Raw genomic sequence first — 21,793 nt, forward strand, 5'->3', positions numbered from 1 at the left:
GCCGGCCTTGCAGGGGCGCCCCCTGTTCGAGGCCTTTCCCGACTATCCTTTTCCGGGCGCCACGGGCAAGGAGATGCTACTGGCTTCGTTGCAGCAGGTGCTGCATACGGGCCGGCCTCACCGCCTGCCACTGCAGCGCTACGAGGAGCAATACAGGGATATTCTGAATACGCCGGTGCTGACTTCGGCGGGGGTAGTATCGTACGTGCTGCACCGGGCGGAGCGGGCCCCGGCCGCTGCCAAGCCAGCGCCCACCCCGCCGCTACCCTCGCCCCAACGCGAATCCTTGTACCAGCTGTTTGAGAATACGCCTGCTCTAATCTGCATTCTTTTGACATTACCTGCCAGGCTTACCGGGGGGCGCCGTAGCGGGCGTCGTGGCGGTGGGGGTAGGGGTGACGGCGCAGGTGCTGGCCCGCCGGCCGCCTACCCCTGTCTGACCCGGCCGGTAGCGGAAGGCAAGGCTGGTACCGCCGGGGTAGAATACGTCAGTTCAGTCCTACCTTCCCCTGTAGGGAGTTGAACAGCTTGCCGGAGTCGAACCCAATGCCTTGCTTGAACACCAGCTCCATGCGGCGCACTTCCTGCATGTTACGCTCCGGGTCCCCGTCAATAAGCACCAGATCGGCCTGCTTGCCAGCCTCAATCGTTCCGATTTCCTGGTCGCGGCCCAGGTACACGGCCCCGTTCAGAGTGCTTATTTTAATGGCCTGCACGGGCGTGAAACCCGCTTCCACCAGCAACTCCAGCTGCCGGCGGTTGGCATAGCCGGCAATGGTGCGGCCGGCGCCGGTCGGGTCGGTGCCAGCTACCAGCAGGCCCCCGGCCTCGTAAAACTGTTTTTCCCAGGCCATTTCCTTCTTAAACAGCCGCACGCTGGCCGTGTCTTTCTGCTGGTTCTGCTGCCAGGTAACCGTTTCCCGTTCCTGCAGCTGCGGAATCAGGGCGCTCAGGCCCCCACCCAGCACCACCTCCCGGCCTGTATAGGGCTCGAACACCGGCAAGGTAGACGTAAGGGCTACCTTCTTACTGACCAGAAAGGTAATCAGGCTGCTCATCTGCGGGCTGTTAACCGGCAGGCGGAGCAGGGCCTGGCGGCTGGCAGGGTAGTCGGCCACGTCCGGGGCTTTGCCGGGCACGAAGTCGGAGCTGGCCATGAAACCGTGTTCCAGGTTGTCGATGCCAAGCTCAGCAGCTTCGCGGTAAGTAATAGAACACAGATGCCCCGTTACCTTCAGGTGCCGCGCGTGAGCTTCCCGCACCACGGCGGCCAGGTCGGCGCGGGTGGCGTGCATGTACATTTTAAAGGAAGTACACCCTTTGTTAGCCCAGAACGTGGTAGCGGCAGCGGCTTCCTCAGGCCCTCTGATGGTGTTCAGGGCTGGAATATCCAGGGCAGGCTCTTCCATGTAGGGGGCCGTTACGTCCATTTCCGGTCCAATGAGCTTGCCCTCCCGGATCAGGCGCTGAATGGCCAAATCGGTTTGGGGCTCAATGCTACCCGCCGTGCGAATGGTAGTGGCCCCCCCGGCCAGGTACAGGCGCGGGAAGGAGTAGGGCATCTGGGCAATATTAAAGAAGCCGCCGGTGGGCATGGTATAGTAGAGGTGCTCGTGGAGCATCACCAGCCCCGGAATAAGGGTTTTACCCGCGCAGTGTATCACCTGGGCATCGGCCGGCACCCTCACCTTTTTCGTGGGGCCTACCTGCACAATCCGGCCCTGCCGCAGCAGCACCGTCTGGTGAAGCTGGGCCGGCCGGCCGGTGCCGTCTATCACCTTGGCGTCGGTCAGGGCTACGGACGGGCTGCTGACTTTGATAAACTCCTGCACGGCAGGTGTAAACTGCTGGGCCAAGCTGGGCAGGGTACCTTGCAGCAGCAAAAATGCGCTGAGCCGCAGACGCCGGTAGGTAGTAGGCATATGACAAAAAAAGAAAGGATGCACGGAAAGCAGGCGCGGGAATATACCTGGTAACTGGCAAAGTAGCCCCGGCTAGCCGGGGGGTAGGGCTAGCCGGGTTGCTCCGGCTCAATGATATCAACCAGCCGGTAGCGCACGGCGGCTTTCTTAGGCCGGATGTCCATGCCCACGTAATGGGCGTAGGCTTTCGTGAAGCAGGCGCCGAAGTAAAAAATCATGGCTGAGTAAAACACGAACAGCAGCACTAGCACGATGCTGGAGGCCGGGCCGTAAATGGGCCCCAGGTTGCGCGGCACCAGCAGGTAGCCCAGCAAGTTTTCGCCCAGGTCGATGAGCACGGCCGTCAGCAGGGCCCCGCGCAGCACGGCCCGCCGGGGTACTTTCGCGCTGCTCAGGTTGCGGAACGTGACGGCAAACCAGGCCGCCAGAATCAGAAGGGAGGCCAGCTGGTTGCCGATCTGAAACAGCACGTAGCCAACCGTAGCGTCGAAGTCCCGGACGTAGTCGGAGAGAAAGGCCAGGGCCGCGTCGAAGAGGAAGGCCAGCATGGACAGCAGCCCCGTGGCCAGCAGCAGCCCCAGGGAGCGGGCCCGCTCCTTGAGCACCTTGTGAAACCGGCCAGTGTGGCGGCTGGGCCGAATCTGCCAGAGCTGGTTCAGGGAGCTTTGGATGACGCCGAACAGGGTAGTGGCAATAAAGAGCAGAAAACCGAAGCCCAGCCACGTCACCAGCCGGCTCCGCTCGATGTTGGTCACGTTCTGCAAAATCTGCTCCACCAGGCTCGCCGCCGAGTAGCCCAGCAGGTGGGAGAGCTTGGTGAGCAGCAGCACCCGAACCCGGGAGGTAGAGTAGAGGGAGCCCAACACCTGAATCAGAATAATCAGGATGGGGGGCAGGGCGAAAGTGGTGAAGAAGGCGGTGGCCGCGCCCAGCCGCAGCGGATCGTTGGCCCCAAACTCCCGGCCGGCCCGGCGCAGCAGAATCAGGAAATCCGTCCAGGGGTTGCGCCGGGCGTGGCCGGGCGGGTGTACTTTTGTCATCACAAGTGCGTAGGTAGTCGCGGGCGGATGGCCGGCGGCCAGCTACCGGCGAAGGTAACGCTCCGTCCGCGCATCCCCCAGCCCGCCGCCCTTTTCCCTTACTAGCTGCCCATGCCCCAGGTTTCCGAAACGTCTGCACCCAGCCCACCCCCCGGACCGCCCCCGGCGGGGTGGTTTCGCCGCCGGGTGGTGCAGCCCCTGGTGGGCCTGTTGCGCCAGGGCCTGACCCCCCATCAGCTGGCCCTCACGGTGGCTCTGGGTACCGCGTTCGGACTGGTGCCGGTGCTGGGCATCACGACCCTGCTCACCACGTTTGCAGCCGTGCGCCTGCGCCTGAACGTAGCCGCTGCCCTGCTCATCGCCCACCTCTGGAGCCCGGTGCAGCTGCTGCTCATTATTCCGTTTATGAGCCAGGGTGCCCGCCTCTGGGGAAGCACAGGGCCTGCTCTCACCCTGGACAAGCTCCGGTACCTGTTTGCGCACGACTGGGTGGGGGCCCTGCAACTGCTCTGGCACGCCATGCTCGGCGGGCTGGCGCTGTGGGCTGCCGCCTGTCTGGTGGTAGCGCCGCTGCTTTACTTCGCCCTGCGCCCAATTCTGCGCCGCACCATCACGCCTCGCTCTGCAGAGTAACTATGCTACGCTGGCTTTTGCGCCCGTACCTATGCAGCAGCCCCCGCGGGGTAGCCTAGGGCTACGCACCGCGGGGGCTGCTGGAAGTAAGTAGGCCGGCGGACTATGCGCGCTGGTACACCGGAGTTGTCTGGAGCAGGTACTGAACCAGAGGCTCCTCTGAGGTAGGATCAATCAGCATGAGGTCCACGAACTGTGCTTCGCCAATCTTGCCCTGAATGATGGGGCCTAGCTCTTGCAGGAAAGCCGGGTCTTTCTCTTCCGTGTCGAAGGCCAGCAGCAGACGGGCTTCCTGGGGGTTATGCTGCATCCGCATCTCGGTGAGGTACACGGCGCGAATGTGGGGCTGGGTGGCGCTGTACTCGCGCAGTCCCGCCAGCAACTCCGTGGGCTCGGGCTCGGGCTGGTGCAAGGATACCTGCATATCCTGGGGGTCGGGCATCTCGAAGAGCTGCCCGCTGAGCAGGGCCTGAATCTCGTCGGCGGCCAGCAGCTTGCCTACAGCCGAGAAGGGGTTCAGGGCGCAGTCGGCCCCTTGGACCATGGTAAAGAAGTCGTGGCCGCGCAGGCGCATGTAGGCCACGCTGCCTTCGGGCACGGCCCCGTTATCGAAAATGCGCTCTACAGCCGTGAAAACCGCAATTTTGCCGTCGTGCAGGGCTTGCAGCTGAATTTCCATGCCCTCAGTGGGAGTTATCTCCCCGGGCTCCTGGTCTTCCTTGCCAGCCATTACCACTACTACCTCCTCGCCCAGCAGAGCTTGGTAGAAGGGGCTGCGGAACTGAGGCTCCACGGCGGCCTGCATCAGCAGCTGCTCCAGAATGTTGAGGGGCTGAAAGTCGGGGAGCTGGGGAGCCTGCTGGCCGAAAGGCTCGGGCAGCGGAATGGGAGGAGCCGGAGGAATCTGGGGGACGGGTACCGGCGCCGGGGCGTCGGGCATCTGGTAGTTAGAGCCTTTATAGCGCGGGCCGCTGGGTTTGGCCGCTTCAGTGGGGGTAGGCGCAGAGGAATTTTCCGTCGTGGGGGCGGCGGGAGAAGAAGCGGGGGCGGGCGCCGGGGTGTCCTCGGGTTTCTTTTTCAGGAAGTCAAACAGACCCATAACAAAATATGCAGATGAAGCTGCAAGCTAAGCAGGTTTAGGGGAAGATGCACACCCCGCCGGCGCCCGGGTGGCGGCCCGGCCTAAAATAATTTGGGCCGGGCGCACGTACTGCGGAGCCGCCCGCCGCGGGCCGGTGGGCAAGCAGAAGGCCACCGGCGAAAGCGTGGCGAAACCTGGAGCGGCCTTACTGACCGTCGGAGCCGTTGCAGCGGCCCAGCAGCTCGGAGGCCTCCCGAATGGTGTAAGGCTGGTTGGAGTTCCCCCAGTTGGTTTGCAGAAAGTTAAGCAGGTTGGTAATCTGGGAGTCGGTCAGGTCTTCGTGACCGGGCATTACCTGGTTGTACGTCACGCCGTTCACCGTCAGCGGGCCCTTCATCCCCTTACGAATAATGCAGGGCAGCTCGGCCCGGTGGCGCGCTACGTAATCGGTAGCCGCTACGGGCGGAATCAGGCGTTGCAGGCCCTGGCCCTGGTCGCCGTGGCAACTGGCGCAATGATTCGCGTACAGCTTGGCTCCTTCGTTCTGGCGCTCTGTGAAGCAGCCTCCCAGGCTCAGCAGCGCGAGCCCCCCGCCGGCCAGGGCCAGCACCCCCTTGCTCGTCAGATGAGGCATGCGGCAGGTCATTTAGCGGCCGTCGGCTGGTTTTCGGCTTCTTCCTGTAGCAGAATAGGTAGGTCGTGGATGAGTTGGTCGACCTGCTCTTTGTTCATGCCATCATACACCCCCCGCACGCGGCGCTGCGAGTCGATCAGGGCAAAAGCCCCGTCGTGGGAGTATCCACCCGCCGCCTTTTTGTCTACCTGGGCCCCGGACATGTAGGCTTTGGCCAACGCAAAGATGGTGTCCTGGGGAGCGGTGGCGAAATGCCAGCGCGAGGCATTCGGGATGCCCAGGCGCTCGGCGTAATCCCGCAGCACCGGAATGGAGTCGTGGGCCGGGTCAATGGTATGGCTCAGAAACAGCACCTTGGGGTTGTCCTCGAAGTGCTTGTACACGCGCAACATCTCGCTTTGCATTTTCGGGCAGATGCTGGGGCAGGTAGCGAAGAAGAAGTCCGTGACGTAGACCTTGCCGGCAAACGTTTGGTTGGTAACTACCTGTCCGTCCTGGTTGGTGAGGTGGAATGCGGGCACGGGGTCGGGGAGGGTATCAGCCGGCGTGCGCGGGGCCGTCAGCTTGACCCCGAGTACGGGCAGGCGGTCCGGCTGGTCCGTTGCGTCGGAAGTGCAGGCGAAAGGCAGGAAGCTACCTGCACCGAGCAGGGCAGCCAGTGTAGCGTGGCGTAAGGCAGACAAACGCATCATGGTAAGAAAGAAAGCAGAAAGAACAGCATTAACGGGCCGCGGAGGCTCGGGTGAGCAGCCGCCGCGCCGAATCCTGGCTGGCGTGAAACAGGCGGCCCACCGAATCCATGCGTTGCTGTTGCAACGAGAAATAGGCCAGGCGGCGTTCCACGGCTACCGTATCGTGGGGGCGGCGGTAGTGGTGCATCCAAAATAGCATGCCGGCTTCAGCCGCCCGCAGCGCCCGCACCTGGCGGCCCACCGTGGCGGTATCCGGCACCGGCGCTTTCTGGAGTTGCTGGCGTAATTCATAGAGCTGGTCCATCTGGGCCATCAGCTCATCGTGGCGGGCCAGCACCGCCTTTTCGGCATCTTCGGCTTTCTGCTCATCACTTTGCAACGATAAACAGGCCGACAGCAGCACCAGCAAAGGAGCAAATCGGAGCATTTTCACGCCGCAAAGGTACAACCAGATTCGGGAGCCGGCTCGCAAGCCCCCGAACCTGCGCCGGCCAGCCCACCCAGCTACGCTCCTGCTCCCAACGGCGGGGCAGCCTACGCGGCGACGCTAGGCGCGGTACCCTATGCTAAGCCAGGCAGGTGGCTGGTTATCCCTGCTCATGCTCGCGCAGATAGGCCAGCAGGTGGCTCAGGGTCAGTTCCTGGTGGGCTACCATGTTCAGCAGGCTCCGCTCATAAGGGGCCAGAACCCGGCTGGTATCGTGGGTAAGGGCCAGGGCGGCGGCTATAATTTGTTGGTTCCCTTCCTCCGTATCAACCAGCGAAGGGTTTTGGCTTAGCCACAAAAGGAACAGAAAGTGCATCCCTAAAAATCGCACATCTGCCTTGGAGTAGCAACTTGGCGGGGTGGGTTCCATCTGAATGGCGGCTGACGGCAGGCGAAGGGTAGTGAACTGACGGTAAACAGCAATGGGCCTCGGGCCCCATACGCAGAGCGACGCAGACCTGCCAGGCTCAAAAGGCGTGTTGAAGGTAGTGGTAGAGGGCCGCTCCGGCTACCCAGGCGCCCCACAACACGGCTCCGGTCAGCATCAGCAATATCAGCACTACCCCGGCCGCCAGCCCCTTGCCGCTGCCCTGGTACTTGCCCTCGGCATAGTGGCGGCGCAGCAGGCGCACATTCCGGTCGTTGGCTTTATAGGCGAAGTCGAAAACGTTGCCGATTACCGGAATAGCTCCGATGATGGTATCGAGCAGAACGTTCACGACCATGCGCACTACCAGGTTGCCGCTGGCCCCGTGGCGCAGCATGGTCAGAATCAGAACGCCGGAAACGGCCAGCGAGGGCAGGCCCCCAACTACCGGAATCAAGCCCATGATAGGGTCGAGGCCAAAGCGCCAGGTAGTGCCAGGCACCCGAAATTGGCTGTCGAGCAAGTGAGAAATGCGCTCCACCCAGCGCAGGCGGTCATCTTGGTCAAAGGAGGCAGGGGTAGACATAGCTGGTATAGGGAAAGAAAGGGATGTTTTTTGCTTGATACGGGCCGGGTAGGAACAAGGCGTAATACTACCTGAACATCGGGGCATACTAGCCGGTTAGCGACGTATACGCGGCTTGTTGTCTTATTCACCTCGTTTTGTCTCCCCTCATGAAAACCCGCACACTGGGCACCTCCAATCTGTCCGTTTCCATTCTCGGCCTTGGCTGCATGGGCATGTCCGACTTCTATGGTCAGCGCAACGACGCCGAAAGCCAGCGCACGATTCACCGGGCTCTGGACCTGGGCGTTACGTTCTTTGACACGGCCGATATGTACGGTCCCTTCCTCAACGAAGAGCTACTGGGCCGAGCCTTGCAGGGCCGCCGGCAGGAGGCAGTAGTAGCCACTAAATTTGGGATTCAGCGCGACCCGCACGACCCCACCAAGCGCGGCATCAACGGCCGCCCCGAGTACGTAAAGGCTGCCTGCGAGGCCAGCCTCAAGCGCCTGGGCACCGACCATATCGACCTCTACTACCAGCACCGCGTCGACCCGAGCACGCCCATTGAGGAAACCGTGGGGGCTATGGCAGAGCTGGTAAAGGAAGGCAAAGTGCGCTACCTGGGCCTCTCGGAGGCTGCTCCCGATACGCTACGGCGCGCCCACGCGGTGCACCCTATTACCGCATTGCAAACCGAGTATTCGCTCTGGAGCCGTGAGCCGGAAGATGACATTCTGCCGACCTGCCGGGAGCTGGGCGTGGGCTTCGTGCCGTATTCGCCCCTGGGCCGCGGCTTTCTAACCGGGCAGATTCAGCGCTTTGAGGATCTGGCCGAGGATGACTACCGCCGATTTACGCCCCGCTTCCAGGGTGAGAATTTTCAGAAAAACCTGGACTTAGTGGCGCGGATCAAGGAAATGGCGACGGAAAAGGAATGTACGCCCGGGCAGTTGGCCTTGGCTTGGGTGCTGGCCCAGGGTGAAGACATTGTTCCTATCCCCGGCACGAAGCGCGTACCATATCTGGAAGAGAACGTGGGCGCCGCCGACATTCTGCTTTCCCTCGAAGACCTGGCCCGCATCAATCAACTGGCCCCCCAGCACGTAGCTGCCGGCCAGCGCTACCCCGAGCAAATGATGAAAACGGTAAACGGATAACTCTCAGTTATCCTGATTAGTAAGTAGGTAGCTGCAAGCAGGGCGAGCTGAACGATAGCAGCGTGCCCGGGCCTGGCTATCTTGCATTCACTCAGGCAGCGCCGTGGGACGAGATACCCGGGCGTTGCCTGAGCATGTACTACCTAGAAGCAAAAGAATGATTCGTATTGCTCTGGCCGACGACCACGCCATCATTCGAGATGGAATACGGGCGTTGCTGCAGGAAGAAGAAGATATGGCCGTAGTAGGCGAGGCCAGCAACGGGCACCAGTTGCTGGCCCTGCTCCCTGACGTAGCCGTAGATGTGGTGCTGCTGGATATTAATATGCCTGAGTTAGATGGCTATGGCACGCTCCAGCAGCTCCAGCGACTGTACCCCCAAGTGCGGGTACTGATTTTGTCCATGCTCAATCACCAGGAATATGTAAACAAGATGCTGCAGGCCGGAGCTTCGGGTTACGTGCTGAAAAACGTGGGCAAGGCCGAAATCCTGTTTGCCATTCGCTCCGTGGCCGCCGGGCGGCAGTTTCTGTGCACGGAGCTGGGAGTAGATATGCTGTACAAGCTCAGCAGCGAGGGGGACCAACCCACTCCCAGTGAAGAGGATAAAAAAGTGCCAGCCCTGTCGCGGCGGGAAACGGAGGTGCTCAAGCTCATCGGGGAGGGGCTTACTACCAGTGAAATAGCCGAAAAGCTGTTCACCAGCAAGCGCACCATTGAAACCCACCGCCAGAACATCATCGAGAAAACGCAGGTGCGCAACACGGCAGCCCTCATTAAGTATGCCGTAACCCAGGGGCTGCTGTGAGCCGCCGCGCACCTGTTGCGCTGATGGCTATGCTACGGTTCGCCCGGTGGCCCCATGGGTGCTAGCGGCGCATCGGCGGCAGCAGATCAATCCACCCGTCTTCGCTGACCACCACCACCAGCACCGGATAGCGGCTGCTTTCCACATACCGCAAAGCGGAGTTGTAGCGGGAGCCGCGCGAGGAGTCGCCCTTTTCCGTAGCCAGGCCGTCGAGAATGACGCCGATGGCGTAACAGGTGCCGGCCGGGTCAATGAGCACCGCCCCATCAATATTGGTGACCAGACGTAGAACGGAAGGCGTCATCAGGCGTGGGGCAACCCGGAAACACTGCCTGGTAAGCCGGGCCGCTTCCTGGGCGGCCCCCTCTGAAATAACCAGAATGGTGCCGTTGGCCTGAGCCGTGGCCTTCAGGGTCAGCTCCCAGAGGTAGGCCACGCCGGCAGCATCCACGCCCGGAAACACCCGCCGGATGGCGGCGGCAAAGTTCAGCTCGTCTACGGTGCCCTGGGGCAGGCGCGGCGTGTTCGAGACAACCTTCATCATCACGTGGTCGGCGTGGCTTAGCTCCCAGCTGTAGTGTTTGGTGAAGTGCACCGTAAACAGGGGCTCGTACTGCGGATCAGTGGGTTCCACCAAGTAGCCCAGCCCAAATACATCGGAGGCATCGGTGATAAGGGCATTACGGTCCTCGCTCAGCTCCAGCAGCTTGCGGATGCGGCGGTAGTCGCGCAAAGGAATGGGCGACTCCAAGGTCATGATGGGCACGACGGCGGGGTGGTTGCGGCGTGAAATCAGCATAGTACCCACACCCTCGTCGCCCTCGTGGCGTAGGGCCGCAATGCCGTTGCAGGCGTCGTAGAGGCCGTGGGAGCCAGCGGCGGCGCGCAGCATAAAACGCCTTCCGGCCGCCCGCAGCACCTCGTTGTAGTCGCGGTCCAGCACGGGCCGGTCATCGTCCGTGTCCGACTCGCGCAGGGCCCGGGAGGCATCCTGCAGAAACTCCTGCACCGTGGCGGCCAGCAGCGAGGCCGGCCGGGCTGGCCCTGCGGCCCCGGGCAGCGCGTAGTAGCTGGTGTACACTTCCGCAGATAGCTGCAATACCACAATCACGAGGTAGCCGCCCACGCTTACGGGTAGCGAGCAGAAATTTACCCGGTCTTCGGCACGCAGCCCCACCAAATCATTAAGCGAATGTTCAGCGGCCCGGCGCAGCAGTTCGTACCAGCGGTGCTTTTCAAACCGGTCGTGGTCGAGAGGGTGAAGGTGATATACTACCTCCCGGGGGCCATCGGGCTCCAGAGCAGCGGCTTGCGCTTTGATGGCGCGGAAATCGTGAGGCTGGTACCGGTGCGAGGAGGGCTCCACCACAATGGCCTCGGGCTCAGATGCTTCTCTGGCAGAGGCCAGCCCCAGCAGAAACACTTCCGGCTTGAGGCTTCGGTCGAGAAGATGAAAAATACCATCGGCCGATAATTGAGCCGAAACGCGGAACAGACTTTGGTTTTCCCACATAGGGAGGGCGACGTGTGGGCGTAAAGAAGCGCAAAACTGAAAGTACGGGATAAATCAGGCGAAGGATAGGTGGGGCAGCCAAATCCCAGCATTTTTTGCCAACCTTCAAGCCAGTTACTGGTTTACTAAGCTGCCGCAGTACGGATGGGGCTTGCCTACTACTGGAAAGCGGCGTATCTTCCTGAAAGTCTCACGCCTTTGCCCCGTCGTGTTATGTTCGTAGATCTACTGCTCGGCGCCATCTTCGCCATGTCGCTGCTACCAATTACCACGGGGTACTGTGCCTACAGCTATGGCCGGTCCTTTTGGCTGTGGTTTGCCCTGGGTATTTTCCTGCCCATTGTTTCCTATTTCATCTTGTTTGCTCTTATCCTGCGGCAGCAGCTCGACCATGGCCAGCGTCTGCTGACAGAAGCCAAAGCCATTTTGGCCGAGGCTGAAGAAGCCGACCGTGTGCCCCGCGAGTAGGCAGCTGCTGCTATAGCGTCGCCGTAAAGCGCGCCGCTTGTCTTGCCGCCTACCCCCAACACGCAACAAGTCCCAGCCGATAGCACTATCAGGTGGGGCTTGTTGCGTGTTGGGGGGTAGGCCTTTGTAGCGTAGGCTTCTCTTATTTGTACTACGCGTTGGTTGCTTCGGGTTTTACTTGCCCAAGCCAGCGGAGCATGCCCTGGGCCGCCCAAGCCCCGGTGCTAAAGCACCCTTGCAGCAAGTACCCCCCCGTAGGGGCTTCCCAGTCCAGCATTTCGCCGGCCACAAAAGTGCCCGGCCGGCGGCGCAGCATCAGGTCGTCGTTTACTTCGGGCCAGGCAATGCCCCCAGCAGTGCTAATAGCTTCATCGAGAGGGCGCAGGCCCGTAACCGGGAGGGGTAGGTGGGTCAGCAACCGGGCCAGCTCCGGGGCAGAGGCGGGTAGTTGAGGTGGTCCTACTTCGCGCAGCAGGGTAGGAACCGGCGCCTTCAGGCGCAGGGCCTCACTCAGAAACGAGGTCCAGGACTTACCTGGCCGGCGGCCTTCCAGCTTATGAATCAGTTGGGCCTCCGTAAGGTCGGGCTTTAGGTTAAGCCAGAGGGTAGCGGCTCCCGTCGTCAGGGCCTCGCGCACGGCGGGAGTGAGGGCGTACACGGGAGTGCCCTCTAGGCCGTAGTCGGTAAATAGCAGCTCGCCGCGTACTACCGCCGCGCCGCAGCGCAGCGCAATGTTTTTGAGCGGCTGGCGCCCTACCTTCTCCCGAAAAAACGCTGACCACGCTACTTCAGCCCCACAGTTGCTCGGGGCAAAAGGCACGGTCTGAATGCCTGCGTCCTGCAAGAGGGTAGTCCAGCGGCCATCCGAACCGGTTTTGGCCCAGCTAGCCCCGCCCAGGGTGAGCAGAGTGGCCGCAGGATGCAGGGTCATTTCCTGTCCGGTGGCCTCCACGGCTATGCGCAGGCCAGAGCCCTCGGTGAAGCCCAGCCAGCGGTGGCGGGTTTTAAGTTCTACCCCCAAAGCCTGCAGGTGCTCTAGCCAGGCGCGCAGCACATGAGCCGGTTTGTGCTCCTCCAGCGGAAAAATCCGGCCGCTGGTGCCCACAAACGTGTCGATGCCCAGTTGCCGGGCCCAGGCGCGGAGGTCAGCCGGTGAAAAGTGTTCTAGAAAACGCGCAAACTCCGACTGGCGGGTAGCATACCGCGCCGCAAAGGCGGCGGGCGGCTCGCTGTTGGTTAGGTTGAAGCCTCCATGACCCGCCACCAGAAATTTGCGCCCCACTGTAGCCTGCGCCTCATAAACCGTGACGCGGCAGCCGGCTTCGGCCAGGCGCTGGGCGGCCAGTAAGCCGGCCGGTCCGCCTCCTATTACTGCCACCCCCGTCGTTTGCGCGTCAGAACTACTCTCCATGCCACAAAGGTAAAGCGCCCCGGTCAGAGGCCGATGTGGCGCCGGCCCGATACTGGAAGCAATACCAACCTTACCCGGTAGTTTTCGGCTGGTATGGGCTAGCGCGCGTATAGCGAAGCTAGTGTGGGGCTTATTTCTACTGCATGGGTTCGTATTCCATCCTCATCGGGCTGAGTCTGGCCGTCATTCTTTCCTACCTCTTCGATCTGGCCGCCCGGGCTACGAAAGTGCCCTCCGTGCTTATGCTGCTGCTCACGGGCATTGCGCTGCGCCAAGCCGCCGACTACTTCGACTTCGCTTTGCAGATTCCGAAGGTGGTGCTGGAAATATTCGGCATCATCGGGCTAATTATGATTGTATTGGAGGGTGCGCTCGACCTAAAAATCAGCCGCGACAAAGCTCCATTAATCCGACGTTCCTTTCTGGCGGCGGCCCTGATGCTGGTGGTGCAGGCCCTGGTTATTGCCTTTCTGCTCCACCTTTGGTTGCACGTGAACTTCCAGAGCTGCCTTGTGAATGCCATTCCGCTGGCCGTCATCAGCTCGGCCATTGCCATTCCCAGCGTGGCGGGGCTGTGGGGCGAAAAGCAGGAGTTTATCATCTACGAGAGCACCTTCTCCGATATTCTGGGCATCATGTTCTTCAACTTTGCCCTCCAGGACAATTTTGCGCAGGGAACCTCGGTGTTCACCTTCGGGCGCGACGTAGTAGCCGTGCTGGTAGTGGCCGTGCTGAGTACCGCCGCCCTGGCCTTCCTCCTCGACCGGATTCGGCTGCATGTGAAGTTCTTCCTGATCCTGGCCTTCCTGATCCTGCTTTATAGCATTGCCAAGAAGCTGCACTTGTCTTCCCTGGTGCTGGTACTCGTGTTTGGGCTGGCCGTCAACAATGCCGAGCAGTTTCTGAAGGGCCGCCTGCGGCGCTGGTTTCGGCCGGAGCGGCTCAGTGAGGAAGTGCACCAGTTGCGCAGTATCACGGCCGAGTCGGCATTTCTGATTCGCACGTTTTTCTTCCTGCTTTTTGGTTTCAGCATTACGCTGGGCAGCTTGCTAAGCCCCCAGCTGCTGCTGCAAGGCGTACTTATCGTGGCGGCTCTTACGGGCATCCGCTACTGCTACCTCCGCTATATTGCCCGTACCGACCTGATACCGGAGCTGTTTATCGCCCCGAAGGGCCTGATTACGGTGTTGCTGTTCTATAGTATTCCGGCCAGGCACCTGATCGGGGAAGTCAGTGAAAACATCCTTTTCGTGGTAATTCTGCTCACGGGGGTGCTCATGATGATCGGGCTGCTTCTGTCGCGGCAGGAGCCGGATTTAGGGGAATATTAAGGAAGGTGATGCGGCAGGAGAAAGGGCAGCATTCTCTTACTTTATCACTCCTTACCTGTCACCCTTTACAGCTCGCTTTCCTTGATGAGCTGACGGCGGTAATTAGCCAAGATGGTGGATTTGAGCAGGAAACCAAGGTAGCGGTCATCGAGACTAAGAACGGGCAGGGCCCAGACATCGAGCTGTTCCATGCAGCGAAGCGTGTCCAGTAGCGTGTCGTCGGGGCGGACAATGGCCGGCGGGTCGCTCATCAGGTCGCGTACGCGCGTGGTGTTGTAGTGCTCATCGTCGAAAAGGGCGTCGCGCACGGTATCCAGGCTCACTATTCCGTGCAGGTGCCCCTCCGAATCGACCACCGGAAAAAGGTTGCGGGTAGCGTGGCGGAAGGCTTGCACCAGCTCGCCCAGGGTATCGTCGGGGTGCACGGGTAGGAAATCGGTCTGAATCAGGGAGGCTACGTCCAGCTGTGCCAGCAGGCCCCGGTCCCGGTCCTGGTTGACGTACACGCCCTTTTGCACCAGCTTGCGCGTGTAGACCGAGTACGGCTCGAAGTAGCGCGTAATCAGGTAGGAGCCCGAGGTAACGACCATTAGAGGTACAAACAGGGCGTAGCCGCCGGTAATTTCCGCAATCAGGAAGATGCCGGTCAGGGGGGCGTGCACCACGCCGGCCAGCGTACCGGCCATGCCCAGCACAATGAAATGGACCTCGGAAATAGGGTAGAGCCCGCTCATGTTGATGAGGCGAGCAAAAACGAATCCGCATAAGGCCCCTGCAAACAGCGACGAGCCGAACATGCCGCCGTTGCCGCCCGAGCCAATGGTAATGGTTGTGGCCACCACCTTCAGCAGCATACTACCCGCCGCTACCAGCAAAACCAGCCACACGCTTTGGTCCTGAAACACATCGAACAGTGACCCATTAACCAGTTGGTCGGCGTGCCCGCCCAGCAGGAGCTGCACAATGTTGTAGCCCTCCCCGTAGAGCGGTGGAAACAGAAATACGAGGCCGCCCAGGGCCAGCCCGCCCAGCAGCACCTTGCGAAAGGTGCCCGGCAGCTGCTCAAAATACTTATCGGCCCAGAAATACACCCGGATCATGTACACCGACAGCAAGGCGGTAAATACGGCCAGCATTAGGTACAGGGGCACGGCATCTACGGGCCAGGAGGTAGTAATCAGCACGAACGGCTGGCCCGCGTATAGAGCCTTGGATACTACCGTAGCTGTAGCGGAGGAAATCAGCAAGGGCACGAAATACGCCGCAGAAAGCTCCGAAAGAATAACCTCTACCGCAAACAGTACCCCCGCAATGGGCGAGTTAAAGATGGCGGCTACCCCCGCCGCCGCCCCGCAGCCTGTCAGCAGGCGCCGCTCGCGCCGCCCGATGCGCAGAATGCGCGACGTATTGGAGCCAATGGCCGAGCCAGTAACAGAAATAGGTGCTTCCAGGCCCGCCGAGCCGCCAAATGTCACGGTCAGGAAGGAAGAAACCAGCTGGGAGTACATTTTGCTGCGCGGCACCACACTTCCTTGGCGGGCAATGTTGTAGATAATCGGGCCGATGCCGCGGCCCAGATTGCCGTCGAGGAAGTACCGGGTAAACAGTACCGTGAGGGCAATGCCGATGATGGGGTAGAAGGAGCTGGTAAATACCTGATACTGCCCGGGCACCCACGCCTTCAGCATGCCTTGCGAGTCGTGGACCAGGGTTTTGAGCAGCACCGCCGCCAAGCCTGCCAGCAGCCCCACCACCATACTTACCAGGATAAGATACACCCGGTCGCTGATGTGACGCAGTCGCCACAGCAGCAGGGGGCGCAACAACCGGTGAATGGTGTTTTTGGGCATAGGCAAAGATGGTGAAATTGTGAGATGGTAAAATGGGCCTTTGATGTTTTGCTTGCCCGGATAAACCTGCCAGCGCGTCTGACTCACCCTTTCACCATCCCACGGGCCCTTACTGTCCCAGAGCCGGCACGCCCAGGCCAGCACCCAGCAACTCCTGCTTTACTTCCTGCATGATGCGGCTTTTCAGCTGAAGCACGCCACGGCGGTAGTCTTCGGAGTCGGCCCAGAAGTATACCCGCAAATCGGCGGTAGTACCACTGGCCTTTTCCAGGTTGATGTACGGAGCCCGAGGGGCTTGCTGAATATCCGGGATTGTGCGCAAATAGTTCAGAATGATGGTGCTAGCCTGGTCCGGTGTCGCGTCGGAGCCTAGCTCCACGGTCACGAGGAACTCCTGACGGAGGTTGCCGTCGCGGGTGTAATTGATGAGGGGCTCCTTGAGCACCAGAGAGTTGGGCAGGAAAATGTGCTTGCCATCAAAGGTGCGCATGAGGGTGGTGCGCAGATTCAGGGCCTCAACGTGTCCTATCAGATCCTTAATCTGGACGGTATCGTTGATGTGGAATGGACGGTTGAAGGCCAGAATCACGCCGGCCAGGAAGTTCTCGGCAATGTCTTTAAAGGCAAAGCCCACGATAAACGCCGACACGCCCGCGGCCCCTACTAAGCTGCCCACAATTCCGGAAAAACCGAGCACGTTCAGCGCCACCATCAGGCCCAGCAGCACCATGGCCCACTTGCTGAGCCGGGCCAGAAAATCGGGTAGGAGCGGGTCGTGGGAGCGGCTGCGGAGCCGTCCGCCCAGTAAGGTGCTGACGCGGTTGGCTATGAAAATGGCCGTTACCAGCAGCACAATGGCAATCAGCAGCTTGGGTAGCACGTACAAAAACTGTTGCCAATACGTGGACAGTACGCGGTGCAGATCCTGAATCATACGGGGAGAATTAGTGAAAGCTTCAGGTTAAAGCAAAGCCCCGCGAGCAGGTGCCAGCGGGGCCAGAATAGGGGTTTATACGGAAGAAGGCGGAAGCGGGGTTAGCCCAGGAGCCTTATCCTAGGCTAGGGCGGGCCGGTTCATCCAGCGCCAGAACACTACCCCTCCGATGCTGTAGGCAACTACATCCAGGGGGTCGGCCGTCATGCGCGAGTTGAAAAACGGCATGATCAGCTCGAACCACACGGCAATGACCACCCAGCTGGCTACTATCCAGGACACCGGCAATACAAAAGAAGGCTGTCGAAAGTAATACCGCCGCAAGATCCAGAGCAGCACCGTGAGCTGCAGAGGCAAATCCACCAGATCAGCCAGGTGCGAGTTGATGAAGGTAGGGAGGGGCCAGAGGGGCCAGTGGCGGTTAACGGAGGCAAAGACATACAAACACGTCCCGAGCACAAACAGCGGGTGGCGCAATTCCGCAGGCAGTTTCATCCGGCCAGGGCCGTTACCAGCCACACCATGAAGGCCATGAGCGCCGCAAAAGCCAACTGTCCGCCCCGGATAATGTACTTGAAAAAGCGCATCACCGGCCCATCCTCGGGCTTAATCTCAATAAGCATAAACGAGGAAACCGGCTGTTCGGACAGCCGCTGCCGGGCCTGCTCGCTGGCCACGCGGTAGGGCTCCAGCACCTGCCCACAGTGCTGGCACAGGTCGGTGGGCTGCTGGCTCCACTCCGTCCAATGGCCGCAGTGCGGGCATTTTTTGGTGGCCTTCATGCTGTCGCCTGCTTACAGCTCCATGATGTCCTCGTTCCAGAGCGTGGGCTCGGCCTGGATAAAGTCCTGCATCATCTGCACACACTCCGGCAGGTTCAGAACTTCCACTTCCACGCCATGCGACTCCAGAAAGGCCCGCGACTCCCCGAAGGTTTGATCTTCTCCTACCACCACTTTCGGGATTTTGAACTGCACGATGGTCCCGGCGCACATGTAGCACGGCATCAGGGTGGTATAGAGCACGGTGTCGCGGTAGGAGCGTTGGCGGCCGGCGTTGAACAGAGCATCCATTTCGCCGTGCTTAATGGGGTTATCTTCCTGCACCCGCTTGTTGCGGCCGCGGCTTACAATCTCGTCGCCCCGGCGCAGCACCGAGCCAATGGGAATGCCGCCTTCTTTGCGTCCCTGAAGCGCCTCGTCGATGGCGGCCTGCATGAATTTGTCCATAGTCTGGGATGGAAATAGGTAAGAGAAAAAGCAAAGGTATTTTTACCGGTGTATAAAGCAGGTCAGTTATGAAAAAACAGTTTGAATTGGAGTTACTTACAATTGATTGGTTAGAAAATACAGATGAAAAAGAAGACCTCTGCGCGCATGGTAACGTACTGGTACGCATAGGTTCTACTATTTTATCAGACTCTAAAAAGGGCAAGTGGACGGTGAGTGCTGCTGCGCTGTTTTTGCTGCGCACAATTACCCAAAATCACACGGTCGCTGCTTCCGTCGGTGACCAACTGCTGCCCTGTTGCGGCTTTACTATGTGGCCCGTTGCTGAATCAGACGACGTACTGGTATTTGGCTGCCCCAACGGAGTTGATTGGACGGTAGAGCATATCCCGGAAGGTGTGCAGCTAACTCCGCCCGGGGAAGAAAGTGTAGTGGTATCTACTGTAGAATATCAGGAAGCCGTGCTACAATTTGCCGATAAGGTATACGCCTTCTATCAAAGTAGTGAGCCTAAGCTACTGCCCACGGACCCAAACGATGCTGCCGGGTACGTAGCATTTTGGCGAGAGTGGCATCGGCGATACCAGCAATTCAGTTTATAATTACCGGGCGCAAATGCCTTTGTAGGGGCAGTACTGGCACTTATCCAGGTCGTCGGTTTTGCGGATGGGCTCCTGAGGGTCGAGGATGCGGTTAACGAGCTGGCTCAGGAGCCGCTCGCTGTGCTGCACGAAATCCTGTCCGTCGGCGGTGAGGAAGCTCATGTCGGCCGACATGGGGCCGGCCCCGAGGTTGCGCAGGGAAATGATGGCGGCGTCGGCGGCGGGGCGGCCGCCCTGGGCCAGCAGAAAGCGGTAGAGCCAGAGCTGACGCACTTTGTCGGCGGCGGGAGTAGCATCCTGGAGCAGGCGCTGCACGGCATCGGCGGGGCCTTCGCCGCGCTTGAGCAGCTGCAGATTGTACTTCTCCACCATGCCGGTTTTGTAGTCGACTACCCGCAGGCGGCCGTCGGGCAGCTGGTCCACGCGGTCGGCAAAGCCTACTAGGCTTACGGGTAACTTTTCGCCAGTGGGCAAGGGCACGTACACGGTGGTTTGCAGGGCTTCTTCCTGGCTTTGGATGAGCAAGGGCAGCGCATCGGGTTGTTCGAGCAGGCTTTCGAGGTAGCGGCGTACGAGCTGGCTGGCCACTTGCCCCAACACGTGGTTGAGCCCCTCATCGGCGCGGGCATGGCGGCCCTCTTCCTCTCGGCGTAAGGCCTTGGCTACCATAATAGGCGCCAGTTTCACCAGGCCCGGAATATCCGGGGCCGTAACGGGCTGCTTGTTCAGCTGAAATGGGCCTAGCAGCTCCTCCAGCGCCTCGTGCACGACTGTGCCGAAGCCATCGGGGCCGAGGGCTTCTTCTACCTCATCGTTTTCTCTAAACCGGGCAACACGCTGAAAATAGAACTGTAAAGAACAGTTCAGGTACTGGTTCAGGGCGGTGGGCGAGAGGCCCTTGGTCAGCACCTCGCGCAGGGCCAGCAGCATGCCGGTGTCTTTCTCCAGCACCAGGTCGGTGGTTTCATCGGAGGCTTCCAGGGCGGAGGCTCCGGCGTGCGTGGGGGGTAGGGCTTGCTCCGGTTCGGGCGAGGTCACGGTGAGGTCACGCAGCACGAGGCCTGGGTTCTGCACGGCCAAATCGTTTTCAATCTGGAGCAGAAAGCGGCTTCGCTCCCCGGTGCGGGTGCCCTCGGCCCCGGGCAGAATGTGCAGCAAATCAATTTGCCGCGCCCGTTGCAGCAGGCGCCAGAACTGGTGGGCCGTGGCCGATTCATGGTCGGCGTAGGTGGGGAGCTGGAACGTGGTCAGCACGTCGTAGGGGAACAGGGAGCTGTGGCGCTTGGGGGCCGGCAGCACGTTCTCGTTGCAGCTCAGAATGATAATGTGGTCGAAGTCGAGGGCGCGGGTTTCCAGCAGACCCATCACCTGCACATCGGCAATTGGCTCCCCACTGAAGGGTAGGCGGGTGGCCTTCATCTGCTCATAGAGAAACCGCCGGAACGAGCGCACCGACAGCCGCTGCTCCCGGCAATCAAACACCGAATCGAGCCGCTTTACCAGGGTGAAGAAGAGGTAGAGGTATTCCGCCTCAATGGCCGAATGCTGGTCTTGGTAGGCCTGCTTAAGCAGGTTGATAAGCGTATAGCAAGCGGCAATGATGTCGTCGCAGTTGTTCCAGGTAGCAAACAGGGCCCGCAGCAGCTCGTGGCCGCGGCCCAGCTCTACCAGCTCTTCGGCCGGCAGCAGCACGGCGTGGCGCTTCACAATGGCCCGGCAGACGTGGTCGAGCAGGCCGTGGTGGCGGGTGTCTTCCTGCTTATCGAGCCAGTGCTGGTAGCGGCGCAAAAAGGGGTGCTGCAGCAGCTTGCTCACGGCCAGGTGATGGTAGCGCGGGACCCCGTAGCCGGTTTCCGGCGAGCCTTCCCGCACCCCAGTCAGGTGCACCTCAAACAGCAAATCCACCAGGTTAAACAGGGGCGTGCTCTGAAAATTGAGGCCCATCGTGACGTTGTACTCCGGCACGGCACCCAGGGGTAGGCCGTGGAGCACGGGCAGCAGCAGGGTTTCGTCGGGCAGTACCACCGCTACCTTGGCGCTGGGGTTCAACCTTCGGGACTCGGCCAGCAGCTGCCCGGCCACTTTGCCCTGCATGGAGGCGTTGGCCACGCCCACGAAACGCACCTCCCGCGGCAGCCCGCGCAGCAGCTCGGCCGGACCGCCAAAGTTTTCCCACGGCAAATCGAACAGCTCCTGATACTCGCGCAGGTGCTGGCCGGCGCGGTTGGGCGAGCCACGTTCCAGGTAAAAGGCATCGGCATCGAAGAATACCTCCGCCCGCCGCGCCTTGCGCAGCAGCCGGATCAGCTTCTCCTCTGCCTTCGACAGCAAGCCTAACCCAATAAAGATGTGCTGAGGTAGCACTTCGTCCTTCTCCAGGCGGTCCTGCACCCGGTTCACGGCCAAGCGGTAGGCCAGGCCGGGGTAGGCCAGGTGGGTTTGCTCCATGCGGCGGCGCAGGCGGCGGTACACCTTCTCCAGGTCGTCCCAGAAGCGGAAGTAGGCCGCCGTGGTGCTCTGGGGCGAAGGCTCGGCGCCCAGCTCCCAGCGCTCCAGGGCCTTGGCCTGGCTTAGGTACTCAAACACCTTTTTGGGCGAGGCCAGGTTCTGGTCGAGGCTGGAAAAGTCCTGAAGCAGCAGCCCCGACCAGCCCACAAACTGGTCGAAATCCAGCTTGGGGTCGATGTCGCGCAGAATCTCGAACAGCAGCAGCTGCAGGGCAATGGGCTCCTCTACCTGCACGCCGGCCAGCTCCACCATGTAGTCTTCCATGGCCGCAATGCGCGGGCTCCACACGGCCTGCCCGGCCTCGGCGGCCAAGCTCAGCTCGTTTTGCAAATACACTACCGCCCGCCGCGTGGGCACCACCACCACCAAATCCGACAAGTCGCCCGAGGGGCCGTACTTCGCCACCAGTTCCCGGGCCATGCGCGTGAGGAAGGGGGTAGTATCGGGCCGGTTGGTGAGCGGGGCGAGGGTAGGGGAAGCAGGGGCGGTAATCATACAGTGTAAAGGTAACGCTGACCAGAGCAGAAAGCGTTTCCTTGCAGCGGCCAGTTGCTACCT

23 protein-coding genes are annotated in these 21,793 nt (G+C 60.9%); 7 read left to right on the forward strand and 16 right to left on the reverse strand.

Translation table 11 applies throughout. From position 1 onward, the window contains the following. Positions 1–7 precede the first annotated feature (7 nt). Positions 8–523, forward strand: a complete 516-nt coding sequence (locus K3G63_RS02635; protein ID WP_220612536.1) for a hypothetical protein — start codon at positions 8–10, stop codon at positions 521–523. Here K3G63_RS02635 and K3G63_RS02640 read toward each other — a convergent pair. Both K3G63_RS02640 and K3G63_RS02645 read right to left on the reverse strand, forming a co-directional pair. After that, positions 489–1,922, reverse strand: a complete 1,434-nt coding sequence (locus K3G63_RS02640; protein ID WP_220612537.1) for an amidohydrolase family protein — start codon at positions 1,920–1,922, stop codon at positions 489–491. The two genes, K3G63_RS02635 and K3G63_RS02640, sit on opposite strands and share 35 nt — an antisense overlap. Positions 1,923–2,011: 89 nt before the next feature. Then, positions 2,012–2,962, reverse strand: coding sequence for a YihY/virulence factor BrkB family protein (locus tag K3G63_RS02645; protein ID WP_220612538.1), 951 nt, complete (start codon positions 2,960–2,962; stop codon positions 2,012–2,014). 111 nt (positions 2,963–3,073) lie between these two features. Here K3G63_RS02645 and K3G63_RS02650 point away from each other — a divergent pair, with 111 nt between their 5' ends. Next, entirely contained in the window at positions 3,074–3,595 is a 522-nt protein-coding gene (locus K3G63_RS02650) for a DUF2062 domain-containing protein (protein WP_220612539.1), read from the forward strand. A gap of 103 nt (positions 3,596–3,698) precedes the next feature. Here the strand turns inward: K3G63_RS02650 and K3G63_RS02655 are convergent, their stop codons facing one another. The 6 genes from K3G63_RS02655 to K3G63_RS02680 form a co-directional block, all read right to left on the reverse strand. After that, entirely contained in the window at positions 3,699–4,694 is a 996-nt protein-coding gene (locus tag K3G63_RS02655; RefSeq protein ID WP_220612540.1) for an enhanced serine sensitivity protein SseB, read from the reverse strand. A 187-nt stretch (positions 4,695–4,881) separates the two neighbouring features. Next, a complete protein-coding gene (locus K3G63_RS02660; RefSeq protein ID WP_220612541.1) occupies positions 4,882–5,310 on the reverse strand; it encodes a cytochrome c in 429 nt (142 codons plus the stop codon). Between the two features lie 8 nt (positions 5,311–5,318). After that, positions 5,319–6,002 (reverse strand): SCO family protein, encoded by a 684-nt coding sequence (locus K3G63_RS02665; RefSeq protein WP_220612542.1) that lies wholly within the window; start codon positions 6,000–6,002, stop codon positions 5,319–5,321. Between the two features lie 28 nt (positions 6,003–6,030). Beyond that, positions 6,031–6,429, reverse strand: a complete 399-nt coding sequence (locus tag K3G63_RS02670) for a hypothetical protein (protein ID WP_220612543.1) — start codon at positions 6,427–6,429, stop codon at positions 6,031–6,033. Positions 6,430–6,589: 160 nt separating this feature from the next. Then, positions 6,590–6,805 (reverse strand): hypothetical protein, encoded by a 216-nt coding sequence (locus tag K3G63_RS02675; RefSeq protein WP_220612544.1) that lies wholly within the window; start codon positions 6,803–6,805, stop codon positions 6,590–6,592. 151 nt (positions 6,806–6,956) lie between these two features. Then, positions 6,957–7,442 carry a DUF4112 domain-containing protein gene (locus K3G63_RS02680; protein ID WP_220612545.1) on the reverse strand — a complete coding sequence of 162 codons (486 nt, stop codon included), beginning with the start codon at positions 7,440–7,442 and terminating at the stop codon, positions 6,957–6,959. Between the two features lie 149 nt (positions 7,443–7,591). On the opposite strand from K3G63_RS02680, the gene K3G63_RS02685 reads away from it, so the two are divergent. Together K3G63_RS02685 and K3G63_RS02690 are read left to right on the forward strand one after the other, a co-directional pair. Beyond that, on the forward strand, positions 7,592–8,581 hold the full coding sequence (locus tag K3G63_RS02685; protein WP_259404238.1) for an aldo/keto reductase: 990 nt from the start codon (positions 7,592–7,594) through the stop codon (positions 8,579–8,581). Positions 8,582–8,738: 157 nt separating this feature from the next. Next, entirely contained in the window at positions 8,739–9,389 is a 651-nt protein-coding gene (locus K3G63_RS02690) for a response regulator transcription factor (RefSeq protein ID WP_220612546.1), read from the forward strand. A 61-nt stretch (positions 9,390–9,450) separates the two neighbouring features. Here K3G63_RS02690 and K3G63_RS02695 read toward each other — a convergent pair whose 3' ends face one another. Continuing rightward, positions 9,451–10,902: a DNA integrity scanning protein DisA nucleotide-binding domain protein gene (locus tag K3G63_RS02695; RefSeq protein ID WP_220612547.1), complete on the reverse strand. Its 1,452-nt coding sequence runs from the start codon at positions 10,900–10,902 to the stop codon at positions 9,451–9,453. Between the two features lie 213 nt (positions 10,903–11,115). Between K3G63_RS02695 and K3G63_RS02700 the strand changes: the two genes are divergently transcribed. Then, on the forward strand, positions 11,116–11,370 hold the full coding sequence (locus K3G63_RS02700; RefSeq protein ID WP_220612548.1) for a hypothetical protein: 255 nt from the start codon (positions 11,116–11,118) through the stop codon (positions 11,368–11,370). A gap of 151 nt (positions 11,371–11,521) precedes the next feature. On the opposite strand, the gene K3G63_RS02705 is transcribed toward K3G63_RS02700, so the two are convergent. Next, entirely contained in the window at positions 11,522–12,781 is a 1,260-nt protein-coding gene (locus tag K3G63_RS02705) for a TIGR03862 family flavoprotein (RefSeq protein ID WP_220612549.1), read from the reverse strand. Between the two features lie 143 nt (positions 12,782–12,924). On the opposite strand from K3G63_RS02705, the gene K3G63_RS02710 reads away from it, so the two are divergent. Beyond that, complete coding sequence (locus K3G63_RS02710) at positions 12,925–14,112, forward strand: hypothetical protein (RefSeq protein WP_220612550.1); 1,188 nt, start codon at positions 12,925–12,927, stop codon at positions 14,110–14,112. Positions 14,113–14,177: 65 nt separating this feature from the next. Here K3G63_RS02710 and K3G63_RS02715 read toward each other — a convergent pair whose 3' ends face one another. From K3G63_RS02715 to K3G63_RS02735, 5 genes are all read right to left on the reverse strand, one after another. Beyond that, on the reverse strand, positions 14,178–15,962 hold the full coding sequence (locus tag K3G63_RS02715) for a chloride channel protein (protein ID WP_220612551.1): 1,785 nt from the start codon (positions 15,960–15,962) through the stop codon (positions 14,178–14,180). Between the two features lie 109 nt (positions 15,963–16,071). Beyond that, positions 16,072–16,896 (reverse strand): mechanosensitive ion channel family protein, encoded by an 825-nt coding sequence (locus K3G63_RS02720; RefSeq protein ID WP_220612552.1) that lies wholly within the window; start codon positions 16,894–16,896, stop codon positions 16,072–16,074. Positions 16,897–17,016: 120 nt separating this feature from the next. Beyond that, entirely contained in the window at positions 17,017–17,391 is a 375-nt protein-coding gene (locus tag K3G63_RS02725; protein ID WP_220612553.1) for a hypothetical protein, read from the reverse strand. Continuing rightward, positions 17,388–17,678, reverse strand: a complete 291-nt coding sequence (locus tag K3G63_RS02730; protein ID WP_220612554.1) for a phage terminase large subunit family protein — start codon at positions 17,676–17,678, stop codon at positions 17,388–17,390. The genes K3G63_RS02725 and K3G63_RS02730 overlap by 4 nt, the downstream gene beginning before the upstream one ends. 12 nt (positions 17,679–17,690) lie before the next feature. Continuing rightward, complete coding sequence (locus K3G63_RS02735) at positions 17,691–18,125, reverse strand: nucleoside deaminase (protein ID WP_220612555.1); 435 nt, start codon at positions 18,123–18,125, stop codon at positions 17,691–17,693. A 68-nt stretch (positions 18,126–18,193) separates the two neighbouring features. Here K3G63_RS02735 and K3G63_RS02740 point away from each other — a divergent pair, with 68 nt between their 5' ends. Continuing rightward, positions 18,194–18,727, forward strand: a complete 534-nt coding sequence (locus K3G63_RS02740) for a hypothetical protein (protein ID WP_220612556.1) — start codon at positions 18,194–18,196, stop codon at positions 18,725–18,727. On the opposite strand, the gene K3G63_RS02745 is transcribed toward K3G63_RS02740, so the two are convergent. Continuing rightward, on the reverse strand, positions 18,728–21,730 hold the full coding sequence (locus tag K3G63_RS02745; RefSeq protein WP_259404240.1) for a PD-(D/E)XK nuclease family protein: 3,003 nt from the start codon (positions 21,728–21,730) through the stop codon (positions 18,728–18,730). It lies immediately after the preceding gene. Positions 21,731–21,793 lie beyond the last annotated feature (63 nt).

Origin of the sequence: Hymenobacter sp. HSC-4F20 (genome assembly GCF_019599275.1) — a bacterium.
Taxonomy (GTDB): Bacteria; Bacteroidota; Bacteroidia; order Cytophagales; family Hymenobacteraceae; genus Hymenobacter.

Excerpts from the sequence above, each read along its gene's own strand:
- K3G63_RS02640 (WP_220612537.1), bottom strand. The coding sequence starts at position 1,922 with ATGCCTACTACCTACCGGCGTCTGCGGCTCAGCGCATTTTTGCTGCTG.
- K3G63_RS02645 (WP_220612538.1), bottom strand. The coding sequence starts at position 2,962 with ATGACAAAAGTACACCCGCCCGGCCACGCCCGGCGCAACCCCTGGACG.
- K3G63_RS02650 (WP_220612539.1), top strand. The coding sequence starts at position 3,074 with ATGCCCCAGGTTTCCGAAACGTCTGCACCCAGCCCACCCCCCGGACCG.
- K3G63_RS02655 (WP_220612540.1), bottom strand. The coding sequence starts at position 4,694 with ATGGGTCTGTTTGACTTCCTGAAAAAGAAACCCGAGGACACCCCGGCG.
- K3G63_RS02660 (WP_220612541.1), bottom strand. The coding sequence starts at position 5,310 with ATGCCTCATCTGACGAGCAAGGGGGTGCTGGCCCTGGCCGGCGGGGGG.
- K3G63_RS02665 (WP_220612542.1), bottom strand. The coding sequence starts at position 6,002 with ATGATGCGTTTGTCTGCCTTACGCCACGCTACACTGGCTGCCCTGCTC.
- K3G63_RS02670 (WP_220612543.1), bottom strand. The coding sequence starts at position 6,429 with ATGCTCCGATTTGCTCCTTTGCTGGTGCTGCTGTCGGCCTGTTTATCG.
- K3G63_RS02675 (WP_220612544.1), bottom strand. The coding sequence starts at position 6,805 with ATGCACTTTCTGTTCCTTTTGTGGCTAAGCCAAAACCCTTCGCTGGTT.
- K3G63_RS02680 (WP_220612545.1), bottom strand. The coding sequence starts at position 7,442 with ATGTCTACCCCTGCCTCCTTTGACCAAGATGACCGCCTGCGCTGGGTG.
- K3G63_RS02685 (WP_259404238.1), top strand. The coding sequence starts at position 7,592 with ATGAAAACCCGCACACTGGGCACCTCCAATCTGTCCGTTTCCATTCTC.
- K3G63_RS02690 (WP_220612546.1), top strand. The coding sequence starts at position 8,739 with ATGATTCGTATTGCTCTGGCCGACGACCACGCCATCATTCGAGATGGA.
- K3G63_RS02695 (WP_220612547.1), bottom strand. The coding sequence starts at position 10,902 with ATGTGGGAAAACCAAAGTCTGTTCCGCGTTTCGGCTCAATTATCGGCC.
- K3G63_RS02700 (WP_220612548.1), top strand. The coding sequence starts at position 11,116 with ATGTTCGTAGATCTACTGCTCGGCGCCATCTTCGCCATGTCGCTGCTA.
- K3G63_RS02705 (WP_220612549.1), bottom strand. The coding sequence starts at position 12,781 with ATGGAGAGTAGTTCTGACGCGCAAACGACGGGGGTGGCAGTAATAGGA.
- K3G63_RS02710 (WP_220612550.1), top strand. The coding sequence starts at position 12,925 with ATGGGTTCGTATTCCATCCTCATCGGGCTGAGTCTGGCCGTCATTCTT.
- K3G63_RS02715 (WP_220612551.1), bottom strand. The coding sequence starts at position 15,962 with ATGCCCAAAAACACCATTCACCGGTTGTTGCGCCCCCTGCTGCTGTGG.
- K3G63_RS02720 (WP_220612552.1), bottom strand. The coding sequence starts at position 16,896 with ATGATTCAGGATCTGCACCGCGTACTGTCCACGTATTGGCAACAGTTT.
- K3G63_RS02725 (WP_220612553.1), bottom strand. The coding sequence starts at position 17,391 with ATGAAACTGCCTGCGGAATTGCGCCACCCGCTGTTTGTGCTCGGGACG.
- K3G63_RS02730 (WP_220612554.1), bottom strand. The coding sequence starts at position 17,678 with ATGAAGGCCACCAAAAAATGCCCGCACTGCGGCCATTGGACGGAGTGG.
- K3G63_RS02735 (WP_220612555.1), bottom strand. The coding sequence starts at position 18,125 with ATGGACAAATTCATGCAGGCCGCCATCGACGAGGCGCTTCAGGGACGC.
- K3G63_RS02740 (WP_220612556.1), top strand. The coding sequence starts at position 18,194 with ATGAAAAAACAGTTTGAATTGGAGTTACTTACAATTGATTGGTTAGAA.
- K3G63_RS02745 (WP_259404240.1), bottom strand. The coding sequence starts at position 21,730 with ATGATTACCGCCCCTGCTTCCCCTACCCTCGCCCCGCTCACCAACCGG.